Annotated in this window: 18 protein-coding genes; 11 read left to right on the plus strand and 7 right to left on the minus strand. The window is 38.5% G+C overall.

The annotated features are described in order from the left end of the window. Positions 1 to 55 precede the first annotated feature (55 nt). Positions 56 to 340, minus strand: a complete 285-nt coding sequence (locus IE199_RS04575) for a peptidylprolyl isomerase (protein ID WP_189767729.1) — start codon at positions 338 to 340, stop codon at positions 56 to 58. Positions 341 to 605: 265 nt separating this feature from the next. Between IE199_RS04575 and IE199_RS04580 the strand changes: the two genes are divergently transcribed. From IE199_RS04580 to IE199_RS04590, 3 genes are read left to right on the plus strand one after another with little or no spacing between them, the layout of a single operon-like run. Beyond that, entirely contained in the window at positions 606 to 1,154 is a 549-nt protein-coding gene (locus IE199_RS04580) for an RNA polymerase sigma factor (protein WP_189767731.1), read from the plus strand. Further along, positions 1,147 to 1,836 carry a hypothetical protein gene (locus IE199_RS04585; RefSeq protein WP_189767733.1) on the plus strand — a complete coding sequence of 230 codons (690 nt, stop codon included), beginning with the start codon at positions 1,147 to 1,149 and terminating at the stop codon, positions 1,834 to 1,836. The genes IE199_RS04580 and IE199_RS04585 overlap by 8 nt, the downstream gene beginning before the upstream one ends. Positions 1,837 to 1,839: 3 nt before the next feature. Then, positions 1,840 to 2,793, plus strand: a complete 954-nt coding sequence (locus IE199_RS04590) for a hypothetical protein (protein WP_189767735.1) — start codon at positions 1,840 to 1,842, stop codon at positions 2,791 to 2,793. A 230-nt stretch (positions 2,794 to 3,023) separates the two neighbouring features. Here the strand turns inward: IE199_RS04590 and IE199_RS04595 are convergent, their stop codons facing one another. The 5 genes from IE199_RS04595 to IE199_RS04615 form a co-directional block, all read right to left on the minus strand. Then, a complete protein-coding gene (locus IE199_RS04595) occupies positions 3,024 to 3,386 on the minus strand; it encodes a hypothetical protein (protein ID WP_189767736.1) in 363 nt (120 codons plus the stop codon). A gap of 212 nt (positions 3,387 to 3,598) precedes the next feature. Further along, positions 3,599 to 5,776, minus strand: a complete 2,178-nt coding sequence (locus IE199_RS04600) for a malate synthase G (RefSeq protein ID WP_189767738.1) — start codon at positions 5,774 to 5,776, stop codon at positions 3,599 to 3,601. A gap of 316 nt (positions 5,777 to 6,092) precedes the next feature. Continuing rightward, positions 6,093 to 6,758 (minus strand): LrgB family protein, encoded by a 666-nt coding sequence (locus IE199_RS04605; protein ID WP_229854527.1) that lies wholly within the window; start codon positions 6,756 to 6,758, stop codon positions 6,093 to 6,095. A gap of 32 nt (positions 6,759 to 6,790) precedes the next feature. After that, positions 6,791 to 7,162, minus strand: a complete 372-nt coding sequence (locus tag IE199_RS04610) for a CidA/LrgA family protein (protein ID WP_189767742.1) — start codon at positions 7,160 to 7,162, stop codon at positions 6,791 to 6,793. Next, positions 7,143 to 8,093, minus strand: a complete 951-nt coding sequence (locus IE199_RS04615) for a LysR family transcriptional regulator (RefSeq protein WP_189767744.1) — start codon at positions 8,091 to 8,093, stop codon at positions 7,143 to 7,145. The genes IE199_RS04610 and IE199_RS04615 overlap by 20 nt, the downstream gene beginning before the upstream one ends. Positions 8,094 to 8,421: 328 nt before the next feature. Between IE199_RS04615 and IE199_RS04620 the strand changes: the two genes are divergently transcribed. Next, entirely contained in the window at positions 8,422 to 10,023 is a 1,602-nt protein-coding gene (locus IE199_RS04620; protein WP_189767746.1) for an isocitrate lyase, read from the plus strand. A gap of 52 nt (positions 10,024 to 10,075) precedes the next feature. Here the strand turns inward: IE199_RS04620 and IE199_RS04625 are convergent, their stop codons facing one another. After that, the gene (locus IE199_RS04625) at positions 10,076 to 10,423 is read right to left on the minus strand and encodes a DUF3718 domain-containing protein (protein WP_189767748.1); all 348 of its coding nucleotides are present in this window, start codon (positions 10,421 to 10,423) and stop codon (positions 10,076 to 10,078) included. 543 nt (positions 10,424 to 10,966) lie between these two features. On the opposite strand from IE199_RS04625, the gene IE199_RS04630 reads away from it, so the two are divergent. From IE199_RS04630 to thrB, 7 genes are all read left to right on the plus strand, one after another. Then, positions 10,967 to 11,302, plus strand: coding sequence for a YebG family protein (locus IE199_RS04630; protein ID WP_189767750.1), 336 nt, complete (start codon positions 10,967 to 10,969; stop codon positions 11,300 to 11,302). Between the two features lie 36 nt (positions 11,303 to 11,338). Further along, on the plus strand, positions 11,339 to 12,028 hold the full coding sequence (locus IE199_RS04635; protein ID WP_189767752.1) for a M48 family metallopeptidase: 690 nt from the start codon (positions 11,339 to 11,341) through the stop codon (positions 12,026 to 12,028). A gap of 727 nt (positions 12,029 to 12,755) precedes the next feature. Then, positions 12,756 to 13,121, plus strand: coding sequence for a response regulator (locus IE199_RS04640; RefSeq protein ID WP_189767754.1), 366 nt, complete (start codon positions 12,756 to 12,758; stop codon positions 13,119 to 13,121). Further along, a complete protein-coding gene (locus IE199_RS04645) occupies positions 13,118 to 13,726 on the plus strand; it encodes a chemotaxis protein (protein ID WP_189767755.1) in 609 nt (202 codons plus the stop codon). The genes IE199_RS04640 and IE199_RS04645 overlap by 4 nt, the downstream gene beginning before the upstream one ends. Beyond that, entirely contained in the window at positions 13,726 to 14,685 is a 960-nt protein-coding gene (locus IE199_RS04650; RefSeq protein ID WP_189767757.1) for a sensor domain-containing diguanylate cyclase, read from the plus strand. The genes IE199_RS04645 and IE199_RS04650 overlap by 1 nt, the downstream gene beginning before the upstream one ends. A 259-nt stretch (positions 14,686 to 14,944) precedes the next feature. Then, positions 14,945 to 17,401: a bifunctional aspartate kinase/homoserine dehydrogenase I gene (thrA, locus tag IE199_RS04655; protein ID WP_189767759.1), complete on the plus strand. Its 2,457-nt coding sequence runs from the start codon at positions 14,945 to 14,947 to the stop codon at positions 17,399 to 17,401. Next, positions 17,401 to 18,378: a homoserine kinase gene (thrB, locus tag IE199_RS04660; protein ID WP_189767761.1), complete on the plus strand. Its 978-nt coding sequence runs from the start codon at positions 17,401 to 17,403 to the stop codon at positions 18,376 to 18,378. The genes thrA and thrB overlap by 1 nt, the downstream gene beginning before the upstream one ends. The last annotated feature ends 9 nt before the right edge of the window (positions 18,379 to 18,387 follow it).

The raw sequence follows: 18,387 nt of genomic DNA on the forward strand, positions 1-18,387 counted from the left end.
TATCAAAAAAGCCAGCGAAAGCTGGCTTTTTTATTTCTGTTTCCCAACAAACCTTTTAAGTTTCTGTTCGTCGTGTAATTTCAACTAGGTGATAACCAAATTGGGTACGTACAGGACCTACCACCTTATTTAATTCTGCAGAAAAAACTACATCGTCAAATTCTTTGATCATTTGTCCTCTGCTGAAAGAGCCCAAAGCACCGCCTTGAATGCTTGAAGGGCAGTTAGAATGCTTTTTAGCCAAAGCTGCAAAGTCTCCACCTGATTCAATGGCAGATTTCAATTCATTACACTGTTGCTTGTTATCGACTAATATGTGGCGTGCAGATGCGGTGACCATAAATTTCAACTAACTCCTTTTTGATGAAACCCTGAATTAAGTTTAGTAACTGTTAACCAAAAGGCAATTTTTACTCTATGGTTAATCGTAATAATTTTTTAATATCGTACTGTTTTATATAGAATAAAATTATGCAGTAAATATTTTGAAAAAATAATGAAGAAATAAAGAACTTTTTGTTTCGCTGGAACGACCTTATTAATAACAACGATCGTTAAGCCAGCAAACAAAGTGAGTTGGCCACAATAAAATAATAGGAATATGCGTGTTTGAAAGAAGCGATGAAACGCTGATAAAACAAGCGCTAAAAGGTAAAAAGTCTGCGTGGATTGCTTTGGTAAAACGCTACGAAAAGCCTTTGTACAACTATGCGTTAAGAATGGTCAGTAACCCTGATGACGCGTTAGATTTGATGCAAGATGTGTTTGTTGCAGTATTTAGAAATTTGTCATCGTTTCGCGGTGACAGCCCGTTTAAAGGCTGGTTGTTTAAGATTGCGCACTATCGGTGTATTGAGTTTTATCGAAAGAAAAAGCCAACTCAATCGTTAGATGATTCACCAGAGCCTGAAGAAATAGATGATACCGCGTGCCCGGAAGGATCGTTATCAACGGGCCAACAAGTAATAGGAATACAAAATGCTTTGCAGCATTTACCTATGAACCAGAAATTAGTGGTGGAATTGAAATTTTTTCAACATGCAACATTTGATGAAATAGCAAAACAGTTGGGTATTTCAGTAAATACAGCAAAATCTAGGCTCTACAGTGGCCTAGACAAGTTAAAAGAATATGTGGAGTTGGATTATGTCTAGAAATAAAGATACCGACCAAGATAAAGCCTTTACACAATGGCTTGAAAATGGCGCATCAGACGAATTTTTTGCGCAAGACAGTGACGAGGCTTCATTGTGGCAAGATAGGGCAAAAGTGGCTAAAACGATTGCACATCATGCCGATGTTACACCGGAAGTTAATGTGCCAAATTGGAACAGAGATGCCACGTTTGAAAATGACAAAAAGTCATGGTGGCAATGGCAAGGTTTACCTGCAATGTCGTTCGCATTTTCCTTGTTTGCCATGACACTCGTTTTGTTCAAAGTTGAAGTTGTTGTGCAAGAAGAAGGGTTTATGTTGAGTTTTGCTGGTAGTCATCAAGCGAACCAGCAGCAACAAATGAATCAGCTTATTGACCAAAAGCTGCAGTCGTTTGCAAGTGAGCAACAAGTTATCTTGGCGAATTACGCTTCAGACATCAAAGTCAAACAACAGGAAAGTAATTTGCAGTTGGCAAGTTACATTATGGGAGCGTCGCGACAAGAGCGAAAAGAAGATATGAGCGAGTTTATTAAATACATAAATGAGCAACGCGCTGATGACAAATTTGATCAGCAGATGCAATTACAGCGTTTGCAACAAACTATGCAAATTCAAACAAACAAAGTTCAACAATTAGGTTTGCAGGCACAGCCAGCAAATTGGACTACTGAGGAGTAATCGATGAACACATTAACTAAAGTTTTTACCCGTGCCATTATTCCGAGTCTATTGGCAGTGTCAGTAACTCAGGCTTTCGCAAATGAATATGATGAGATGCAAAAACAACTCGATATCATGAGCAAAATCATTAAGTCTTCCACTGGTGCTGATGATAGAGCTCGCAGAGGACACAAAATTAATGGTGTAGAAAGCGTCTATTTAAAAGGCCAGGGTGTTGTTTTTACCGTTAATTCAAGTGCAAGCCGAAATCAATGGGGAAATTACAATTTCAAATTTGTATTGCCTGAAATGCCTGCGCTTGCACCTACGGCACCAGTCCCTCCTGTACCGCCGGTTGCACATGACATTGAAATAGATGAAGACACTCAAATAGAAATGGAGAAGTCAGTTGCACAGGCGATGGAATATGCCGCCGATACTTATGAAAAAGCAATTGAATCTTTGCATGAAGAACGAGAAAGGTACCGAGATATTAGAAATGAGCAGCGTGACACTGGTTATGAAATTAGAGACCTAGAGCGTGAAAAGCGTGATATTGAATTTCAGTTGCGTCGCGCCGATGAAGCGTCAAAAGCTGAATTAAAAGCTAGATTAAAAGAGTTAGACAAAGAACAAGAGCAGCATAAAAAAGCGTTGGAAGCATTATCATTAAAAGCCAAAGAGCTGCAGAAAGCTCAAATTGCTAAACAGGCAGCTCAAGAGAAAGAACGCTTGGCGTATTATGAAAATTTAACCAATACTTTAGCTGAAGCTTTTTGTTTGTATGGCAATGGATTACGTTCATTACCGAAAAATGAAAATGTTAGCTTGATCATTAAGTCTGCAGGTGAAAAGGAACATGGTCGCTATAAAGATAAAATATTTGTCTTTAGCAAAAAAGATATCTTATCTTGTTCAGCAGATAGCATTTCAGTGGCAAAATTAATTGAAAAAGGCCAAGGCTACGAATTTTAGAGTAGCTAACCCTAATAATAAAAAACGCGCAACTGGCGCGTTTTTTTGTTGCAAGATATATTATTTGAAATTACCGCTGTGAAAATTTTAACCGTAAGTTGTGAGAATATTGCGATGACAAGGGGGGTAAAAAAACTTTGGTGATAAAAACAAACCAATTGGAAATTGACTTGCATGGACAAGTCACACAACACCAATTGATTTAAGCGCGAGCACAACGCTAATGTTGCTTATTTGATGTTTGGCCTATTCATTGATAAAGCGTTTTTATCTTCTTCTTTTTCTACAATCTGAAACTTAGGTTTTTTGTCGAAATAGGCTAGGAAAACGTGAATTTTGTCACTTAATATTGCAGATAGCTCGTAAAGCTCGTTTCGTTTTACCACTTTACAGGTTTTATCTGGTACTGTTTCTGCACTGGCTAATGTTAGCAGTGAATACTGATGTTGGTTGTTAAAAACAATATGAGATGAAGACATACCGGCAAAAATTTCCGGTGAATCTTTTAATTCTGCAGCTTCAGTTACAGACGAAACCGTAAAAGAAATACCAACAGAACCTATTAATAATAATTGCTTTGCAAATGATCTCATCGTTTAATCCCCTGCCACATTTAAAGTATGTCAGTAGCAATAAATTAGCTACTCAACAACGGCAACAGCTATACAACATTAGTTACATTTAGACTATAAATGTTACTATCTTGTTACGCTACACCTTTGGGACAAGCGGTCTTATTTTTGAGATTAATCGCCAGCCCCCAATTTATATGGGGGAGAAGCAATCAATATTATTTATTCAGGCCTTAGCTCTTTCCATGTTTTAACTGGTATCTAAAATGGTGTAATAAAGGCTCTGTATATCCGTTAGGCTGATGTTGTGCCTCAAAAATAAGGGCGCGAGCAGCTTTTACTGCCATGCTTGTTTGCCAATTAGATACCATAGGAACGTAAGTCGCGTCGCCAGTGTTTTGACTATCAACAATCTTGGCCATTTTTTCTATAACCTGCTCAACTTGCTCAGGTTGGCAAATACCGTGGTGTAGCCAATTGGCAATGTGTTGGCTAGATATCCGAAGCGTTGCTCTGTCTTCCATAAGCCCTACGTTATTAATATCAGGTACTTTTGAACAACCAATACCTTGGTTAATCCAGCGAACTACATAACCTAAAATGCCTTGCACATTATTTTCGAGCTCTTGAGTGATTGTCGCTTCGGACCAATTTGTTGACGTTGCAAGTGGAATTTGTAACATTTCATCCAACAGTGCTTGTGTATTTAAGTCAGCAATGTTTTGTTGAATAGTAAATACATTTTCTTGGTGGTAATGCAGTGCGTGTAACGTCGCTGCGGTAGGCGAAGGAACCCACGCGGTATTTGCACCAGCGTTAACGTGAGCTATCTTTTGCTCTAACATATCGGCCATATTGTCTGGAATTGCCCACATGCCCTTGCCAATTTGTCCCTTGCCCGACATACCGCATGATAGGCCAGTTAACACGTTGTGGTGTTCATAGGCTGATATCCAACGCGTCTTTTTAATGTCGTTTTTGCGTTCAACAACGCCTGCTAGCATAGAGGTATGGATTTCGTCGCCAGTTCGGTCTAAAAACCCTGTGTTGATAAAGACCACGCGATCTTTAGCAGCATTAATACAATTTTTTAAGTTCAGGCTAGTTCGACGTTCCTCATCCATGATCCCCAATTTAATGGTATTTTTGTTTAAGCCTAGCAATTGTTCGACACGGGTAAAAACTTTGTCAGTAAAAGCAACTTCTGCAGAGCCATGCATTTTAGGTTTTACGATATAAATTGAACCGAACTTTGAGTTTTTGAATTCATTGTTAGAGTTTACATCAATGGAGCCAATTAAAGAGGTGACCATTGCATCAAGTAAGCCCTCATATACTGGCTGGTTATCTGAGGTTAATATCGCATCATTTTGCATTAAATGACCCACATTGCGGACAAACATGACACTTCTACCGCTTATTGTGAATGCCGTGTTATCAGCCGCTAAATATTGTTTATCTTTGGCCATTTTGCGCATAAAAGTTTGATGTTCTTTGGTGACTTGTGTTGAAAGTTCACCTTTAATCAAACCTAACCAGTTTGAATAAGCGACTACTTTATCCTGAGCATCAACGGTAGCTACTGAGTCTTCACAATCCATGATAGTTGTTAATGCCGACTCCATGATAATGTCACTGATCCCGGCTAGATCTCTGCTGGATATTTCATTGCCACTATCAAATTTAAGCTCAAATTTAAGATTGTTATGTTCAAACAATATAGCACTAGGGTTTGAAGCTGCGCCTTGATAGCCTAGCCATTGCTCAGGATTTAACAACTGTGTTGTTGTTTTGTCGGCTAAGGTAATTTGTAATTGCTGATCGTTAACTTGGTAGTCAATAACTTGATGGTGAGACCCTTGTTTCAGTGGAATTACTTGATCTAAAAAGTCTCGGCCGTAATTAATAACTTGTTGACCTCGCACTGGATTATAACTACCTGACTTTTCGGCGCCATTAGATTCAGATATCGCATCTGTGCCGTAAAGTGCATCATATAAGCTACCCCAACGAGCATTGACAGCATTTAGGGCAAACCTAGCATTGGTAATAGGAACGACCAGTTGTGGTCCAGCCATAGTAGCTAACTCTTCATCGACGTTAGATGTTGTGATGCTGAAATCTTCGACAGGTGTTTCAATGTAGCCAATTTGCTGAAGAAAATTTTTATAACTAGTGAGATCTTCACTGTTATATTGATTTGTTTTATGCCACTGATTAATTTGTTTCTGCAGTTTGCTACGTGTCTCAAGCAGCTGTTGATTTTCAGCGCTGAACTCTTCAATAATTGAAGACATTGCCAACCAGAATTGCTGTGAAGATAGCTTAGTGCAAGGTAGCACTTGCTGATTGATGAAGTCGTATAACTCATTGGCAATTAACAAGTTGTTGCTTGATACACGTGTTGTCATTGTTCACTCCGCTGTCTTTATTCTGCAATTGCTTGAGTAGTAAAAGGTTCTGAATTAAAGCTTGAAAGCTTTTACCTTAAATTACTTTTTCTAATTACTAAGACTCTAGCTAGCTCCCTTATTAGATTCAATAGCACTAAAGTCGAGCTAATGCTGAGAGTGTGTTTACCTAAGAAGTTTTGAATTACATGTTTTTCTGTAAGTTCTTGTAAGTTAACTTTTAAATTGTATTTTTGTTATCTTGGTAACCTTGTTATTGCAAAACTTGATGTTTGATATTCACCTGATGAATGTAAACCCCCTGTTAATTAATAAACTAAATACTTAAATAGGCGAGTAGCTCGATAATTCCAGGAGCTATAATTGCGGTGATAATTGCAGAATAAATTAGGGCGATAGAGCTATAAGCAGTATGTTCATAACTAATTTGACTCATGGTTGCAGTACCTAATGCATGACTTGCTGCGCCGATGGCTAACCCTTGAGCTCTTATCGAATCAATCTTAAACAATGACAGCCATTTTATTCCCATTATAGCGCCTGTTAAACCGGCAATAATTATTGCAAACGCTGTAATGGCTTGATTGCCATCAAGTTGCTCGGTTACTGCCAAGGCAATTGGTGTTGTAATTGACTTTAAAGCTAATGACACTGAGATAGCATAGTTATCTGTTAAGCTTATGGTCAGTAGAAAACTAATGCTTATTGCCACTATCGCTCCAACCGTTAAGCTGACAGCAATGACTTTCCATTGTTTCTTTATTGCATCTAGGTGTTGATACAGTGGATAACCGAGCGCGACAATCGCGGGTTCAAGTAAATAGTTCAGGCTTATTGTTGATTGGTAGTAGGTTTGATAATCAATACCAAATAACGTCAACACAAGTATCGCCATCAGAATGGTAAAAAGCATAGGGTTTAGCCAAATGGCGCACAACTTTGCTTGCAGTTTAGCAACAACTTGATAGGTGGTTATGGTCAACAAAACACCTATGAATGCAAACAATAAGTAGCTCATGGTGCTGGCCTTTTTTCGCTAATATTTACCCAAAGGCCAACTAGAGTAAGCAAAATCATTGTCGTGACAAATGTGATCAACACCATTGTAACGCCATAACGAGCTACCAATTCGTAATGCTCAATAATGCCAACACCAGCTGGTACAAAACAAACACCCATATGACGAAATATCCATTGGATTGTTTGCTCAAGAAAGTCGGCTCTGATTAATCGATGTTTTAGTGACAATGTCAAAACGACTAAACCGTACAAAGCTGGTGGTAAGCCACCAACAATATAATGAACAAGATAACCTATCGCTAAGCAGATGAGTAAAGCACTAAAACTATAAAGTGCTTTTAAACTGTTAAGCTGTTCTACTTTCATGCGCTTTTGCCGCTTCAATGACTAATTGCCTAAACCATATATGGCTGGCATCATGATGCAATAACGGACTCCAAATCATCTTGAGTTCAATCTCAGGGATGTCAAACGGTGGTGGTAATATCCGATAGTTTGGATCATCTTGATGCAACATGGCCGCTTTAGTTGGTAGTGTTGCGACTAAGTCATCTTCAAAGGCTAATTGCATAGCCACGTGATAGTTGCGAGTAAATACTTTGATATCACGCTTTTTACCAATTCTTGATAGTGCTTCATCTACCCAGCCAAGTTTTTGAACATCTTTAGGATCCATGCCAACACCAACACCAAAACCAGTTTTTGATACCCAAACATGTTTTGATGATAAATAACTATTAAGGTCAAACTGGTTAACAAATTCATTGTCGGCACTAAGTAAGCAAGAGAAGCCATCACGCCAAATGGTTTTTTGATGAAAAGACTGAGGTAGCTCGTCAAAGCGGTTAATTGCCATGTCAATTTTACCAGCTTCTACATCGTGAAAGCGCACATCACTCGGTGTCATGATATCAATGATCACATTAGGCGCTATTTGGTTTACTTTGCGTAATAGATTAGGTAGTAAGGTTGACGCGGCATAGTCACTTGCCATGATTCGAAAAACTCGCTGACTACTTGTTTCGTTGAATTCTTCTTCTCCTTGCAGTGCTTCTTCTAAGTCGAGCAATATTTTTCTGATTGCAGGAGAAAGCGCTCTGGCACGTTCTGTCGGAACCATACCATCTGAAGTTCTAACTAAAATAGGATCATTAAACAAATTTCTTAGACGCTTTAAACCATTACTCATTGCTGGTTGTGTGATGTTTAGCCTGTTTGCAGCACGTGTGACATTTTTCTCTCTAAGTAAAACGTCTAAATAGATAAGAAGGTTAAGATCTATTTTTGCAATATTCATAAAATTAATGGTCTTATTAAAATTTATAACAAAATTTTATGCACCTAACCTAAGTTACGCAACTAGATTTTAGTCGAATGCCAAGGTTTCTTGCGCTGAAACCATTCTCGATTGAATTGAACTCTGCTCTTGTCCCTATTGCCCCTAGATTTGTGTTGGTTAAAAAGTGAACATAAATCTTGTGAATAGTGGTGATAATAAATATATATTTTATAAATGCATCTTCCTTGGTTTAGTCTTTTTTGTATCTTGTCATGACAGTTTACAGAATGAATTACATACCGAGCGGCCACTTGGTAAATCAAATTAAAACTTGGAGAACAGAAAGATGACAACCTATCAACAAGCAGTAGAAACAGCAAAATCGGCAATTGATCAAAAAGCAAACTGGCAAGCTATTAACGCGGAATCAGTCGCTCGTATGAGATTACAAAATCGTTTTAAAACGGGATTGGATATTGCTAAATATACTGCAGGTATCATGCGCAAAGACATGGAAGCTTATGACAATGATCCTAGCCTATACACTCAATCACTGGGTTGTTGGCATGGTTTTATTGGTCAACAAAAAATGATCTCCATTAAAAAGCATTTTCAATCTACAGATCGTCGATACTTGTATTTATCGGGCTGGATGATTGCCGCTCTTCGCTCAGAGTTTGGGCCTCTTCCTGATCAGTCTATGCATGAGAAAACCTCTGTTCCAATGTTAATTGAAGAGTTATACACCTTTTTGCGTCAAGCGGATGCAAGAGAATTAGGTGGTTTATTTCGTGAGTTAGATAAAGCAAATGAGCAGGGTGATTCTGCAAAGGCAGCTCAACTTCAAAATGAAATTGATAATCATGTAACACATGTCGTACCAATTATTGCTGATATTGATGCAGGCTTTGGTAATGCTGAAGCTACATATCTGTTAGCTAAACAAATGATTGAAGCCGGGGCATGTTGTATCCAAATTGAAAACCAAGTTTCAGATGAAAAACAATGTGGCCATCAAGACGGCAAAGTGACTGTACCACACTCTGATTTCCTAGCAAAAATTAACGCTGTTCGTTATGCCTTTATGGAACTAGGCGTTGATGATGGAGTGATCGTTGCTCGTACAGATTCATTGGGAGCGGGTTTAACAAAACAAATCGCTGTGACAAAAACACCTGGAGATCTGGGTGATCAGTACAATAGCTTTTTAGACTGTGAAGCAGTTGCGCCCGAAGACATTAGTAATGGAGATGTACTTATTCGTCAAAATGGTGAGCTAGTGCGTCCAAAACGTTTAGCCAGTAATTTGTTTCAGTTTAAAAAAGGTACCGGTGAGCAGCGTTGTATTTTAGATTGCATTACTTCATTACAAAATGGCGCGGATTTGATTTGGATTGAAACTGAAAAGCCTCATATTGGTCAAATTGGTGCAATGGTAAATGAAATAAGAAAAGAGATACCAAACGCTAAACTGGTTTACAACAATTCACCTTCATTTAATTGGACATTAAATTTTAGACAGCAAGTATTTGATGCCATGCAAGAGCAGGGTAACGATATGTCAGCTTATGACCGTGATAGATTAATGAGCGCAGAATATGATGAAACTGAGCTAGCACTGCAAGCTGATCATAAGATTCGCACTTTCCAAGCGGATGCGGCAAAAGAAGCAGGCATTTTCCATCACCTTATTACCTTGCCAACCTACCACACAGCGGCACTTTCAACAGATAATCTAGCGAAAGAGTACTTTGGTGAAATGGGAATGTTGGGGTATGTGTTAAATGTTCAACGTCAAGAGATTCGTCAAGGCATAGCCTGCGTTAAACATCAAAATATGGCTGGCTCTGATATGGGCGATGATCACAAAGAGTATTTTGCTGGTGAAGCTGCGTTAAAAGCCGCGGGTAAAGATAATACCATGAACCAGTTTGCTAACATTGCTTAACAATCAATAAAGAAAGTCGCCAAATATTTTTAGAGTTTGGCGACTTTTATCATTACTCAAAACGAACTGATAGTTTATCAACAGATGCAATGTCGGTAATGCTGGTCGTTTTATTGATACTTCTTTCTATTTTTTTAGCGACTTGATGGGCGCCATTTGAGCGAGCAAAGCTAGCTATATCCTGACCGTTACAAACAACTTGCTGAGCAACAGTTTTATTTTTTAGTCTGTAGCGTTTTAGGGTGTTGTGGTAGGTCAACAAGCTATTTGTTTTTGACGCCTTGCACACTTTAATTAATACATTTTCTAAATAGCTGTTAGCTTGCACAGAAGTTGAAGCACTAGCATTTACACTATAACTAACAGACAACAATATTGCGGTCGCAATTAATAATTTCATGGTATCTCTCCAAACCTATTAAACATTGTGTTGGTTAACTCTGGCACTAAAGAAGTTTCTGCCGAAATGTTCCTTGTGTTTAATAAACATAAGGTTTGGCCTAAGATAAAGTTACCTACGAATGTAAACAGTTTTTTCGATGTTAATTAGATGGGGTGTTTATTAAGATTTTGAATTTTATGGTTTTAAGTGTGAAATTTAGGTGAAACTTTATGATGCTAGAGATATTTATTTACATTGAAAGTAAGAAGTACACACATTGACATGCTTTTTGCCGTTTATCGCTAGATTTTTGGCAAACTGGTGCTAAAACTAACTCGCAATAACGAGCGACGTTTCTTGGGTAAGCTAAGCTGGCTGAGCTGCTAGTAAATAGAAATCCATAAAAAATCGACAATAAAGCCAGAGTCCATACAAAGGAGAAAATTTGTCATTGCAATTTTCTGTAAAAACTGTATCTTACTGTGTAAATATACAGTTTGTTGCTCTTGGTACCAAGGTTATGATGGGGAAGCAACTTTTCACTAGAAATAAGGGAAACTGATGGCCGTTGAAAGTCGATTTGTTGTCATAAGACATGGGGTGGAGGTAGAGACATTTATGGATAAAAAAGCCGCTGACGAATATGACAAAATGTTAGACATGGCGGACAACTTAGCTGAAATGTTCGAGCAAGCACCAATAGAGCTGAACGAAAGTGCTATTGAAGAGCTAAGCGTCTATCTTGCTAAACATCGTGATGATGTATTAATTGCATTACAAGCTAAAAAACCTGCTGCTGTGAAAAAAGCCCCTGCGGCAAAAGCTAAAGCGGCCGAAAAGCCTAAACCAACAGAAAAAACTAAAGCAGTAAAATCTGAAGAGAGTGATGCTGCTTAGTTAACGGGTTACGCATTTTAGTAAAATGAGCATAGTGTGATTGACTACGTATTAACGCGGTGCAACAAGAGAAAAAGCATTGCGTTGCAAGTTATAGATGGCAGGGTGTTGGTAAAAGCGCCTAGCCAAATCAGTGTCAGCTATATCGATAAGTTGCTCACGACAAAAGAACGTTGGATAGAGCAAAAAATTAAGCAGCAGCTGGTGACTGCTCGTTTTGCTAATAAATTGTGCAGTGATGGTACGGTTTGGATTAATGGCTTTGCCCATAAGATAGTTGTGCATAAAGGTGCAACACCAAGTGTCGATGTTATAGACGGCCACGTTTATTGCACAATCAAAACTTCTGCCAATAAAACAGACAACACCCTAATAAAAAAGCAATTAGAAAATTGGTTTAAACAACGAGCAAGCCAATTTTTACCGGAACGCACTAAACAACTTAGCCAAATTACAGGTTTAACTCCCTCAAGTGTTATTGTGAAGAAATATAGAGCAAGGTGGGGAAGTTGCGATAATTTGGGGCGTATCTCATTAAATTACTTCCTGATGATGTTGCCTACATGGGTTATCGATTACGTTATAATTCATGAACTTTGTCATTTAAAACATTTAAATCATAGCGCACAATTTTGGTCTTTAGTTGAGCACCATTGTGCAGGGTATGATCAAGCCAAAGCATGGATTAAACAACGACAAGGTTATCTCGTATGGCCTAAAAGTTAATAGCTTTAACAGCTTAATAAGAGTTATTGGTAAGCCTTTAGCAAATATTTATTGCAATGAGTATCAATGTTGAAGCTCTAGTTAACACAGACAATAAGCGCCTTGTTCCTTATCTCTCCCTTCATAGATTTGTTCACTGTATTTCAATCTTCTAGCTATGCTTACAATTTGATTGCTTTTTGAACTGTTCGATGTTTTAGCTTAAAGATGATTTTTGGCTAAATTACGCGAAAATCGCAAAAAACGTCTATTATATGCTTGTACTTAGCTTTTTTAATATTTAAGTACCCTCAGTTAGTTTTTATAACGGATTTTTCTAACTGTTAACTTTTTGGCATAGAACTTGTTTGTTTTATACGCAGTAAGAGCAATTCTATGGTTCATGGAGCCAAACGAAAAGGAGAATAATATGAAACAACGTCAATATAACTGGAAAATTGCGTGTATCTATACGCTTTCAGCGGTAATGTCAGTCGTAGTATTAAAATTCGTTGTAGGATTGTAGGTCGTTCCCATTGTAAGCAAATTTTTGCCCTTAAAACTAGCTGGAAAGGATACTAGCTAGAGTCAATCAATTGACACTTCAACAAAAATTCCTATTTTGTCGTTAAATTCTGCTACTTTTGCCTAAAAAAAATCGATTTTTGACTGTTTATTCATTAACAGCGCGCAATTTTTAGGGTAAATTAGAACCAATAAAATAAAAACAATAAAGGAATTCCATTCAATGAGCTTTTCTGTGCTTGTTTGTGATGATTCTAACTTGGCTCGAAAGCAAGTATTACGAAGTTTACCTGAGTCACTTTCTGCTGATGCAAAAATCGCGACTAACGGCGTTGAGGCGTTAAAAATTCTCAGAGGCCAAAGTATTGATGTGCTTTTTTTAGATCTGACTATGCCTGAAATAGATGGCTTAGGTGTCCTGCAGGGAATTCAAAAACTAGGGTTAAGTCCAAAAATCTTTGTTATCTCAGCTGATATCCAACCTGAAATGCAGAATAAAGTATTAGAGTTGGGGGCCAAAGCGTTCATTAGAAAACCTGTCAAAGCCGAAGTATTGAACCAACACTTACAGGAACATGGTTTGATATGACACATTTTAACCTAAATGAAGATCAGCAAGACTGCCTGCAAGAGTTAATAAACGTTGCTATGGGGCAGGCGAGTGATCAATTAGCCAGGTACTTAGACACCTTTGTTTATCTAAAGGTGCCAAGTATTGAACAAGTGAGTTCCAGCCAAATTTCTGATACTTTAAAGGTTGAGGAAAGTGCCGCTGCTGTAGTGAGCCAAGGTTTTTTCGGTTATGAAGGAATTCGAGGCGAAGCGCTTTTAGTCTATCAACCAAAAGATTCTGATCGACTAGCTGATTTATTGGGTTATGAACCAGATGAACTATCTGTTGAAGAACAAATCATTGATTTAAGCTCAATATTGACGACAACATTTCTAAATGTTTTTGCCAGTCAAATCGACAACCAAATGTCGTATAGTGCGCCACGTTTTCTTTCTTCTGCTGCGTCGAACTTTTCTGATCATATTGAACAGCATACATTTAACTGGGATTTGGCTTTAAAAGTTAAAATAACCTACCAGGTCACTGATTATTCGTTTAATTGTGACATGATTTTATTGATTCCTGAGTCGGCGATTGTCAACATAACTCAGGTGATAGATAGAATATTGGAAGAGTTTTAATGAAAGACTCAACATTTTGCCATACGATTGCTGAGCGCATTAACACTGGCGTGTTAGTGCTTGATATTGAGTACAATATCGTAGAATTTAATCGCTTTATGCAGGTGCATGCGCACAAAAAGCAGGAAGATGTCGTAGGTAAAAGTGTTTTTGAGGTTTTCCCAGAGCTACCAAGACGCTGGTTTGAAAGAAAACTAGCAAGTGTTATTCAACTGAACTCGCCAAGTTTTTGTTCTTGGGAACAAAGACACCATTTGTTTGAATTACCTCATACTAGGCCAATTACAACAGACAGCAAATACATGGCGCAAAATTGTACTTTTATGCCGATTGTAGGTGAGCAAGGTATATCTCATGTGTGCATTTTAATTGAAGACGCAACAGATGTTGCTCATTACCAAGGTAAACTTAATCATGTACTAGATGAGCTTGCCAGAGCAAATCGCATTGATGGTTTAACCCAAGTGTTTAATCGCAAACATTGGGAAGAATGCCTTGATAAAGAATTTTCAAGAGCTCGCCGCTATGGACACAACGTTGCACTTATCATGTTTGACCTTGACCATTTCAAGAAACTCAATGATACCTATGGTCATCAAGGTGGTGATAAAGTACTCGTTGATACTGCAGCACGTATTAAGTCGTTACTGAGACTCTGTGATCAATTTGGCCGCTATGGCGGTGAAGAATTTGCAATTATCCTACCGGAAACCGATTTGAATGGCGCTTTGGATGTTGCGGAGCGAATTCGCTCTTCCATTGCAAGTACTGTGATTAACTTCCAAGGATCTGCAATCAAAGTATCTACCAGTGTTGGCGTTTCAGTTATCGATTCAAGTCATCAACGGTATGAAGATTTGATATCTTCAGCGGATTACGCGCTATACCAAGCGAAAAAGCTAGGTCGAAATAGGGTGGCCAATTCACATGACTTTGCTACTGACGCAGCTCTTTGTTAGCGCCTTATTTCTAATATTTATACAAAAAAATTAAATCAATATTCAATTTCGGTCTAGTTCTATTCAAATTTAGTGTTGACACTGATATCGCCTTGAGGCATTTTATTTAGCATGAAAATTATTACACGCACCATTACCATTATTACCACTACCACCCTTAACAGGATGGTGGTCGTTGGCTGACGTGTAAAAAAAACTTATTTGTCAAAGCCCGGGACCACAAAGGTTCCGGGCTTTTTTGTTTTTTAGGGGAAGTAAAATGCGAGTGTTAAAGTTTGGCGGCTCTTCGTTAGCCAGTGCAGAAAAGTTTTTGCAAGTAGCAAATATCATTAAAAGTAAAATGAACCAAAGCGAGCTCGCTATTGTGGTATCAGCACCTCAAGGTGTAACCAACCATTTAGTTGCTATGGCTGAAAACATTTCCGATGAGCAGCTACTCCAAACTGATCTTAAACATTTTCATTTAGCCATTGAAACTATTGTGGCTGATCTGTCGGCATCATTAGATAGTTTTAATTCAACTCATGTTGAGCAAACCTTAGCTCATTGGGAAAATCAGCTAAGTCGTTATTTGCAGGGAGCTGTAATGCTTTCATTTTGTCCAGATCATATTAGGGCAATTATTATTAGTATTGGTGAGCGTTTAAGTGTTGCGATTTTACAATCTGTATTGCAAGCACTAGGGCATCAAGCATCATTAATTGAACCTGAACAGTTTTTAGTGACTAATGAACAGCATTTAAATGCACTAGCGGATTTAGTGGTGTGTAAAGAAAAGTTCAAGCAACAATATTCTGCATTGAATAACATCGCAATTATGCCTGGCTTTATTGGCGTTAATATAAAAGGTCAAGTGACAACATTAGGGCGAAATGGATCGGATTATTCGGCAGCAGTACTAGCAGTATGTGCAGATGCCACATGTTGTGAAATTTGGACTGATGTAAATGGTGTTTATAACGCAGATCCTCGATTGATCAAAGACGCCAGCTTGTTGGATGCTCTGTCTTATCATGAAGCAATGGAACTGTCTTATTTTGGTGCAAGTGTTTTACACCCCAAAACAATTGGCCCTATCGCCCAGTATCACATCCCGTGTTTAATCAAAAATACAAGTAACCCCGAAGCCCCTGGAACGTTAATAAGCAACGACGTTGAGCAACAAAAACAAGTAAAAGCGATTTCAAACCTTGATAATTTGACTATGGTAAATGTTTCTGGCCCAGGAATGAAAGGCATGGTGGGCATGGCAAGTCGGGTGTTTGAAGCCATGAGTAAAGAAAACATTTCCATCGTACTCATTAGCCAGTCATCAAGTGAATACTGTATAAGTTTCTGCATTCATTCCGAAGATGCTTTATTAGCAGAACATAGTTTAAAACAAGAATTTGAGTTAGAGCTGTTAAATGGTTTGCTGGAGCCAGTTAACTTACAACATGAACTTTCAATTGTTTCATTGGTTGGGGATGGCATGCATCATCAACAAGGTGTCGCTGCAAAGTTTTTCTCATCACTTGCCCAGGCGAGAGTCAATGTTGTAGCAATTGCTCAGGATTCTTCTGAACGTAGTATCTCTGTTGTAATCGAAAAAAGAAAATGTACTGATGCTTTAAAAGTCAGCCATCAAAACTTTTTCTCTCACCGACCGACCATTGATGTATTTTTAGTTGGCTGTGGTGTTGTTGGCAGTGAGTTGATCGCTCAAATCGCGAGACAACAACCAAAATTAAACCAGCAAAATATTTCCTTGCGTGTTTACGGTATTGCCAACAGCAAGGGGATGACATTTAACAGCGAAGGTATTGATCTTGATAACTGGCAGGCTGAGTTAGGCCAGAATGTGCAGGCATTAACAGTTGATAATGTTAAAAAATTTGTTAGAGAAAATCATTTGATCAACCCTGTGCTGGTAGACTCTACGTCAAATGAAGCATTAGCCATGAGTTATGTTGAGTATTTAAAAGCAGGCTTTCACGTCGTTACACCAAACAAAAAAGCGAATACCGATTCAACTCAATATTATCAGGCCTTAAGAGCAGCGGCTCAAAGTACTAACCGTCGCTTTTTGTATGAAACAACTGTTGGCGCAGGCTTACCGGTGATTGATACTTTACAAAGTTTGATAAAAGCGGGTGACGAATTGTTGCAATTTGAAGGTATATTATCAGGTTCACTTTCGTATATATTTGGTAAGTTAGAAGAGGGGATGACACTGTCTCAAGCTACCGCCATCGCAAAAGATAATGGCTTCACAGAACCTGATCCGAGAGATGATTTAAGCGGTATGGATGTCGCTCGTAAGCTTCTTATTATGGCGCGCGAAGCCGGTATGAAGCTTGAACTTGCAGACATTAAGGTAGATTCCGTTCTCGGCGATGATTTTGACGCCTCGGGTGACATTGACACGTTTATGAATAATTTACCAAATTTGGATGATGCATTTGCCACCAAAATTGCTGCCGCTCAAAAAGAAGGTAAAGTGTTGCGCTATATAGGCACAATTATTGATGGAAAATGTCAGGTGTCTATCGACGCGGTAGATGCAAGTCACCCATTGTATGCAATTAAAGATGGAGAGAATGCTTTGGCCATTCACAGTCGTTATTATCAACCATTACCTTTTGTTTTAAGAGGGTATGGAGCTGGTGCAGAAGTTACTGCGGCTGGTGTTTTTGGTGATTTATTAAGAACACTAGCATGGGAGCAGCAACACTAATGAAAGTTTCAGTATTTGCTCCTGCTTCAATTGGTAACGTTAGTGTTGGTTTTGATGTTTTGGGCTTAGCGGTAAAACCTATAGATAATACACTGTTAGGTGATGTTGTTAGTGTTGAACAAAGTGACGAAGATCAATTGGCGGTAGTTGGTAGATTTGCAGGAAAACTACCAAAAGAAAAAGAACAAAATATTGTCTGGCAATGTTTACTACGTTTTAATCAAGCGTTATTAGAACGTGGCTTAGAACCTGTGTCTGTAGCTATTACATTAGATAAAAAAATGCCAGTGGGCAGTGGCTTAGGTTCCAGTGCTTGCTCGGTAGTTGCGGCACTAGAGGCGCTTAATTGCTTCTACCAAAAGCTTGGGGTTCATCATTTTGACCAAGCAAATATGTTGCGTTTAATGGGAGAACTAGAAGCGCAAATTAGCGGAAGTTTACATTACGATAATGTTGCCCCATGTTACTTTGGTGGTCTACAGTTAATGATCCCAGACGAGCAGGTTATTACTCGAAGCTTACCAACATTTGATGATTGTTATTACGTGATGGCTTATCCAGGCATTGAAGTATCAACAAAAGCGGCGCGAGAAGTATTGCCAAGTGAATATAGTCGCGCTGACCTAATTCAGTTTGGTCAAAATTTAGCGACGTTTGTAGATGCCTGCCACCGACAAGACAAAGTAATTGCACATCAAGTAATTAAGGATGTAGTGGCAGAGCCATATCGTAATAAGTTGTTGCCGGGTTTTATCGATGCATGTAATTACTTGCAAAGCCAAGGAGCTCTCGCTGTTGGAATTTCAGGATCTGGCCCCACGTTATTTTGTATTACTGATGAATTGGAAAAAGCACAAGAATTTGCTAAGTGGTTAAATGACAACTATTTAAAGGTAAACACAGATGGTTGTACTGAAGGATTTGTTCATGTTTGCCAAGTGGATAAACAAGGCGCTATTGAGTTGCCGTCATCATAATTGGCATTC

Source organism: Thalassotalea marina (assembly GCF_014656435.1).
Classification (GTDB): domain Bacteria; phylum Pseudomonadota; class Gammaproteobacteria; order Enterobacterales; family Alteromonadaceae; genus Thalassotalea_C; species Thalassotalea_C marina.

What these genes read in the sequence shown, in the direction of transcription:
- IE199_RS04645 (WP_189767755.1), top strand. Translation starts at nt 13,118, where the DNA reads ATGACACATTTTAACCTAAATGAAGATCAGCAAGACTGCCTGCAAGAG.
- IE199_RS04600 (WP_189767738.1), bottom strand. Translation starts at nt 5,776, where the DNA reads ATGACAACACGTGTATCAAGCAACAACTTGTTAATTGCCAATGAGTTA.
- IE199_RS04620 (WP_189767746.1), top strand. Translation starts at nt 8,422, where the DNA reads ATGACAACCTATCAACAAGCAGTAGAAACAGCAAAATCGGCAATTGAT.
- IE199_RS04650 (WP_189767757.1), top strand. Translation starts at nt 13,726, where the DNA reads ATGAAAGACTCAACATTTTGCCATACGATTGCTGAGCGCATTAACACT.
- IE199_RS04625 (WP_189767748.1), bottom strand. Translation starts at nt 10,423, where the DNA reads ATGAAATTATTAATTGCGACCGCAATATTGTTGTCTGTTAGTTATAGT.
- IE199_RS04615 (WP_189767744.1), bottom strand. Translation starts at nt 8,093, where the DNA reads ATGAATATTGCAAAAATAGATCTTAACCTTCTTATCTATTTAGACGTT.
- thrA (WP_189767759.1), top strand. Translation starts at nt 14,945, where the DNA reads ATGCGAGTGTTAAAGTTTGGCGGCTCTTCGTTAGCCAGTGCAGAAAAG.
- IE199_RS04640 (WP_189767754.1), top strand. Translation starts at nt 12,756, where the DNA reads ATGAGCTTTTCTGTGCTTGTTTGTGATGATTCTAACTTGGCTCGAAAG.
- IE199_RS04575 (WP_189767729.1), bottom strand. Translation starts at nt 340, where the DNA reads ATGGTCACCGCATCTGCACGCCACATATTAGTCGATAACAAGCAACAG.
- IE199_RS04585 (WP_189767733.1), top strand. Translation starts at nt 1,147, where the DNA reads ATGTCTAGAAATAAAGATACCGACCAAGATAAAGCCTTTACACAATGG.
- IE199_RS04595 (WP_189767736.1), bottom strand. Translation starts at nt 3,386, where the DNA reads ATGAGATCATTTGCAAAGCAATTATTATTAATAGGTTCTGTTGGTATT.
- thrB (WP_189767761.1), top strand. Translation starts at nt 17,401, where the DNA reads ATGAAAGTTTCAGTATTTGCTCCTGCTTCAATTGGTAACGTTAGTGTT.
- IE199_RS04590 (WP_189767735.1), top strand. Translation starts at nt 1,840, where the DNA reads ATGAACACATTAACTAAAGTTTTTACCCGTGCCATTATTCCGAGTCTA.
- IE199_RS04610 (WP_189767742.1), bottom strand. Translation starts at nt 7,162, where the DNA reads ATGAAAGTAGAACAGCTTAACAGTTTAAAAGCACTTTATAGTTTTAGT.
- IE199_RS04630 (WP_189767750.1), top strand. Translation starts at nt 10,967, where the DNA reads ATGGCCGTTGAAAGTCGATTTGTTGTCATAAGACATGGGGTGGAGGTA.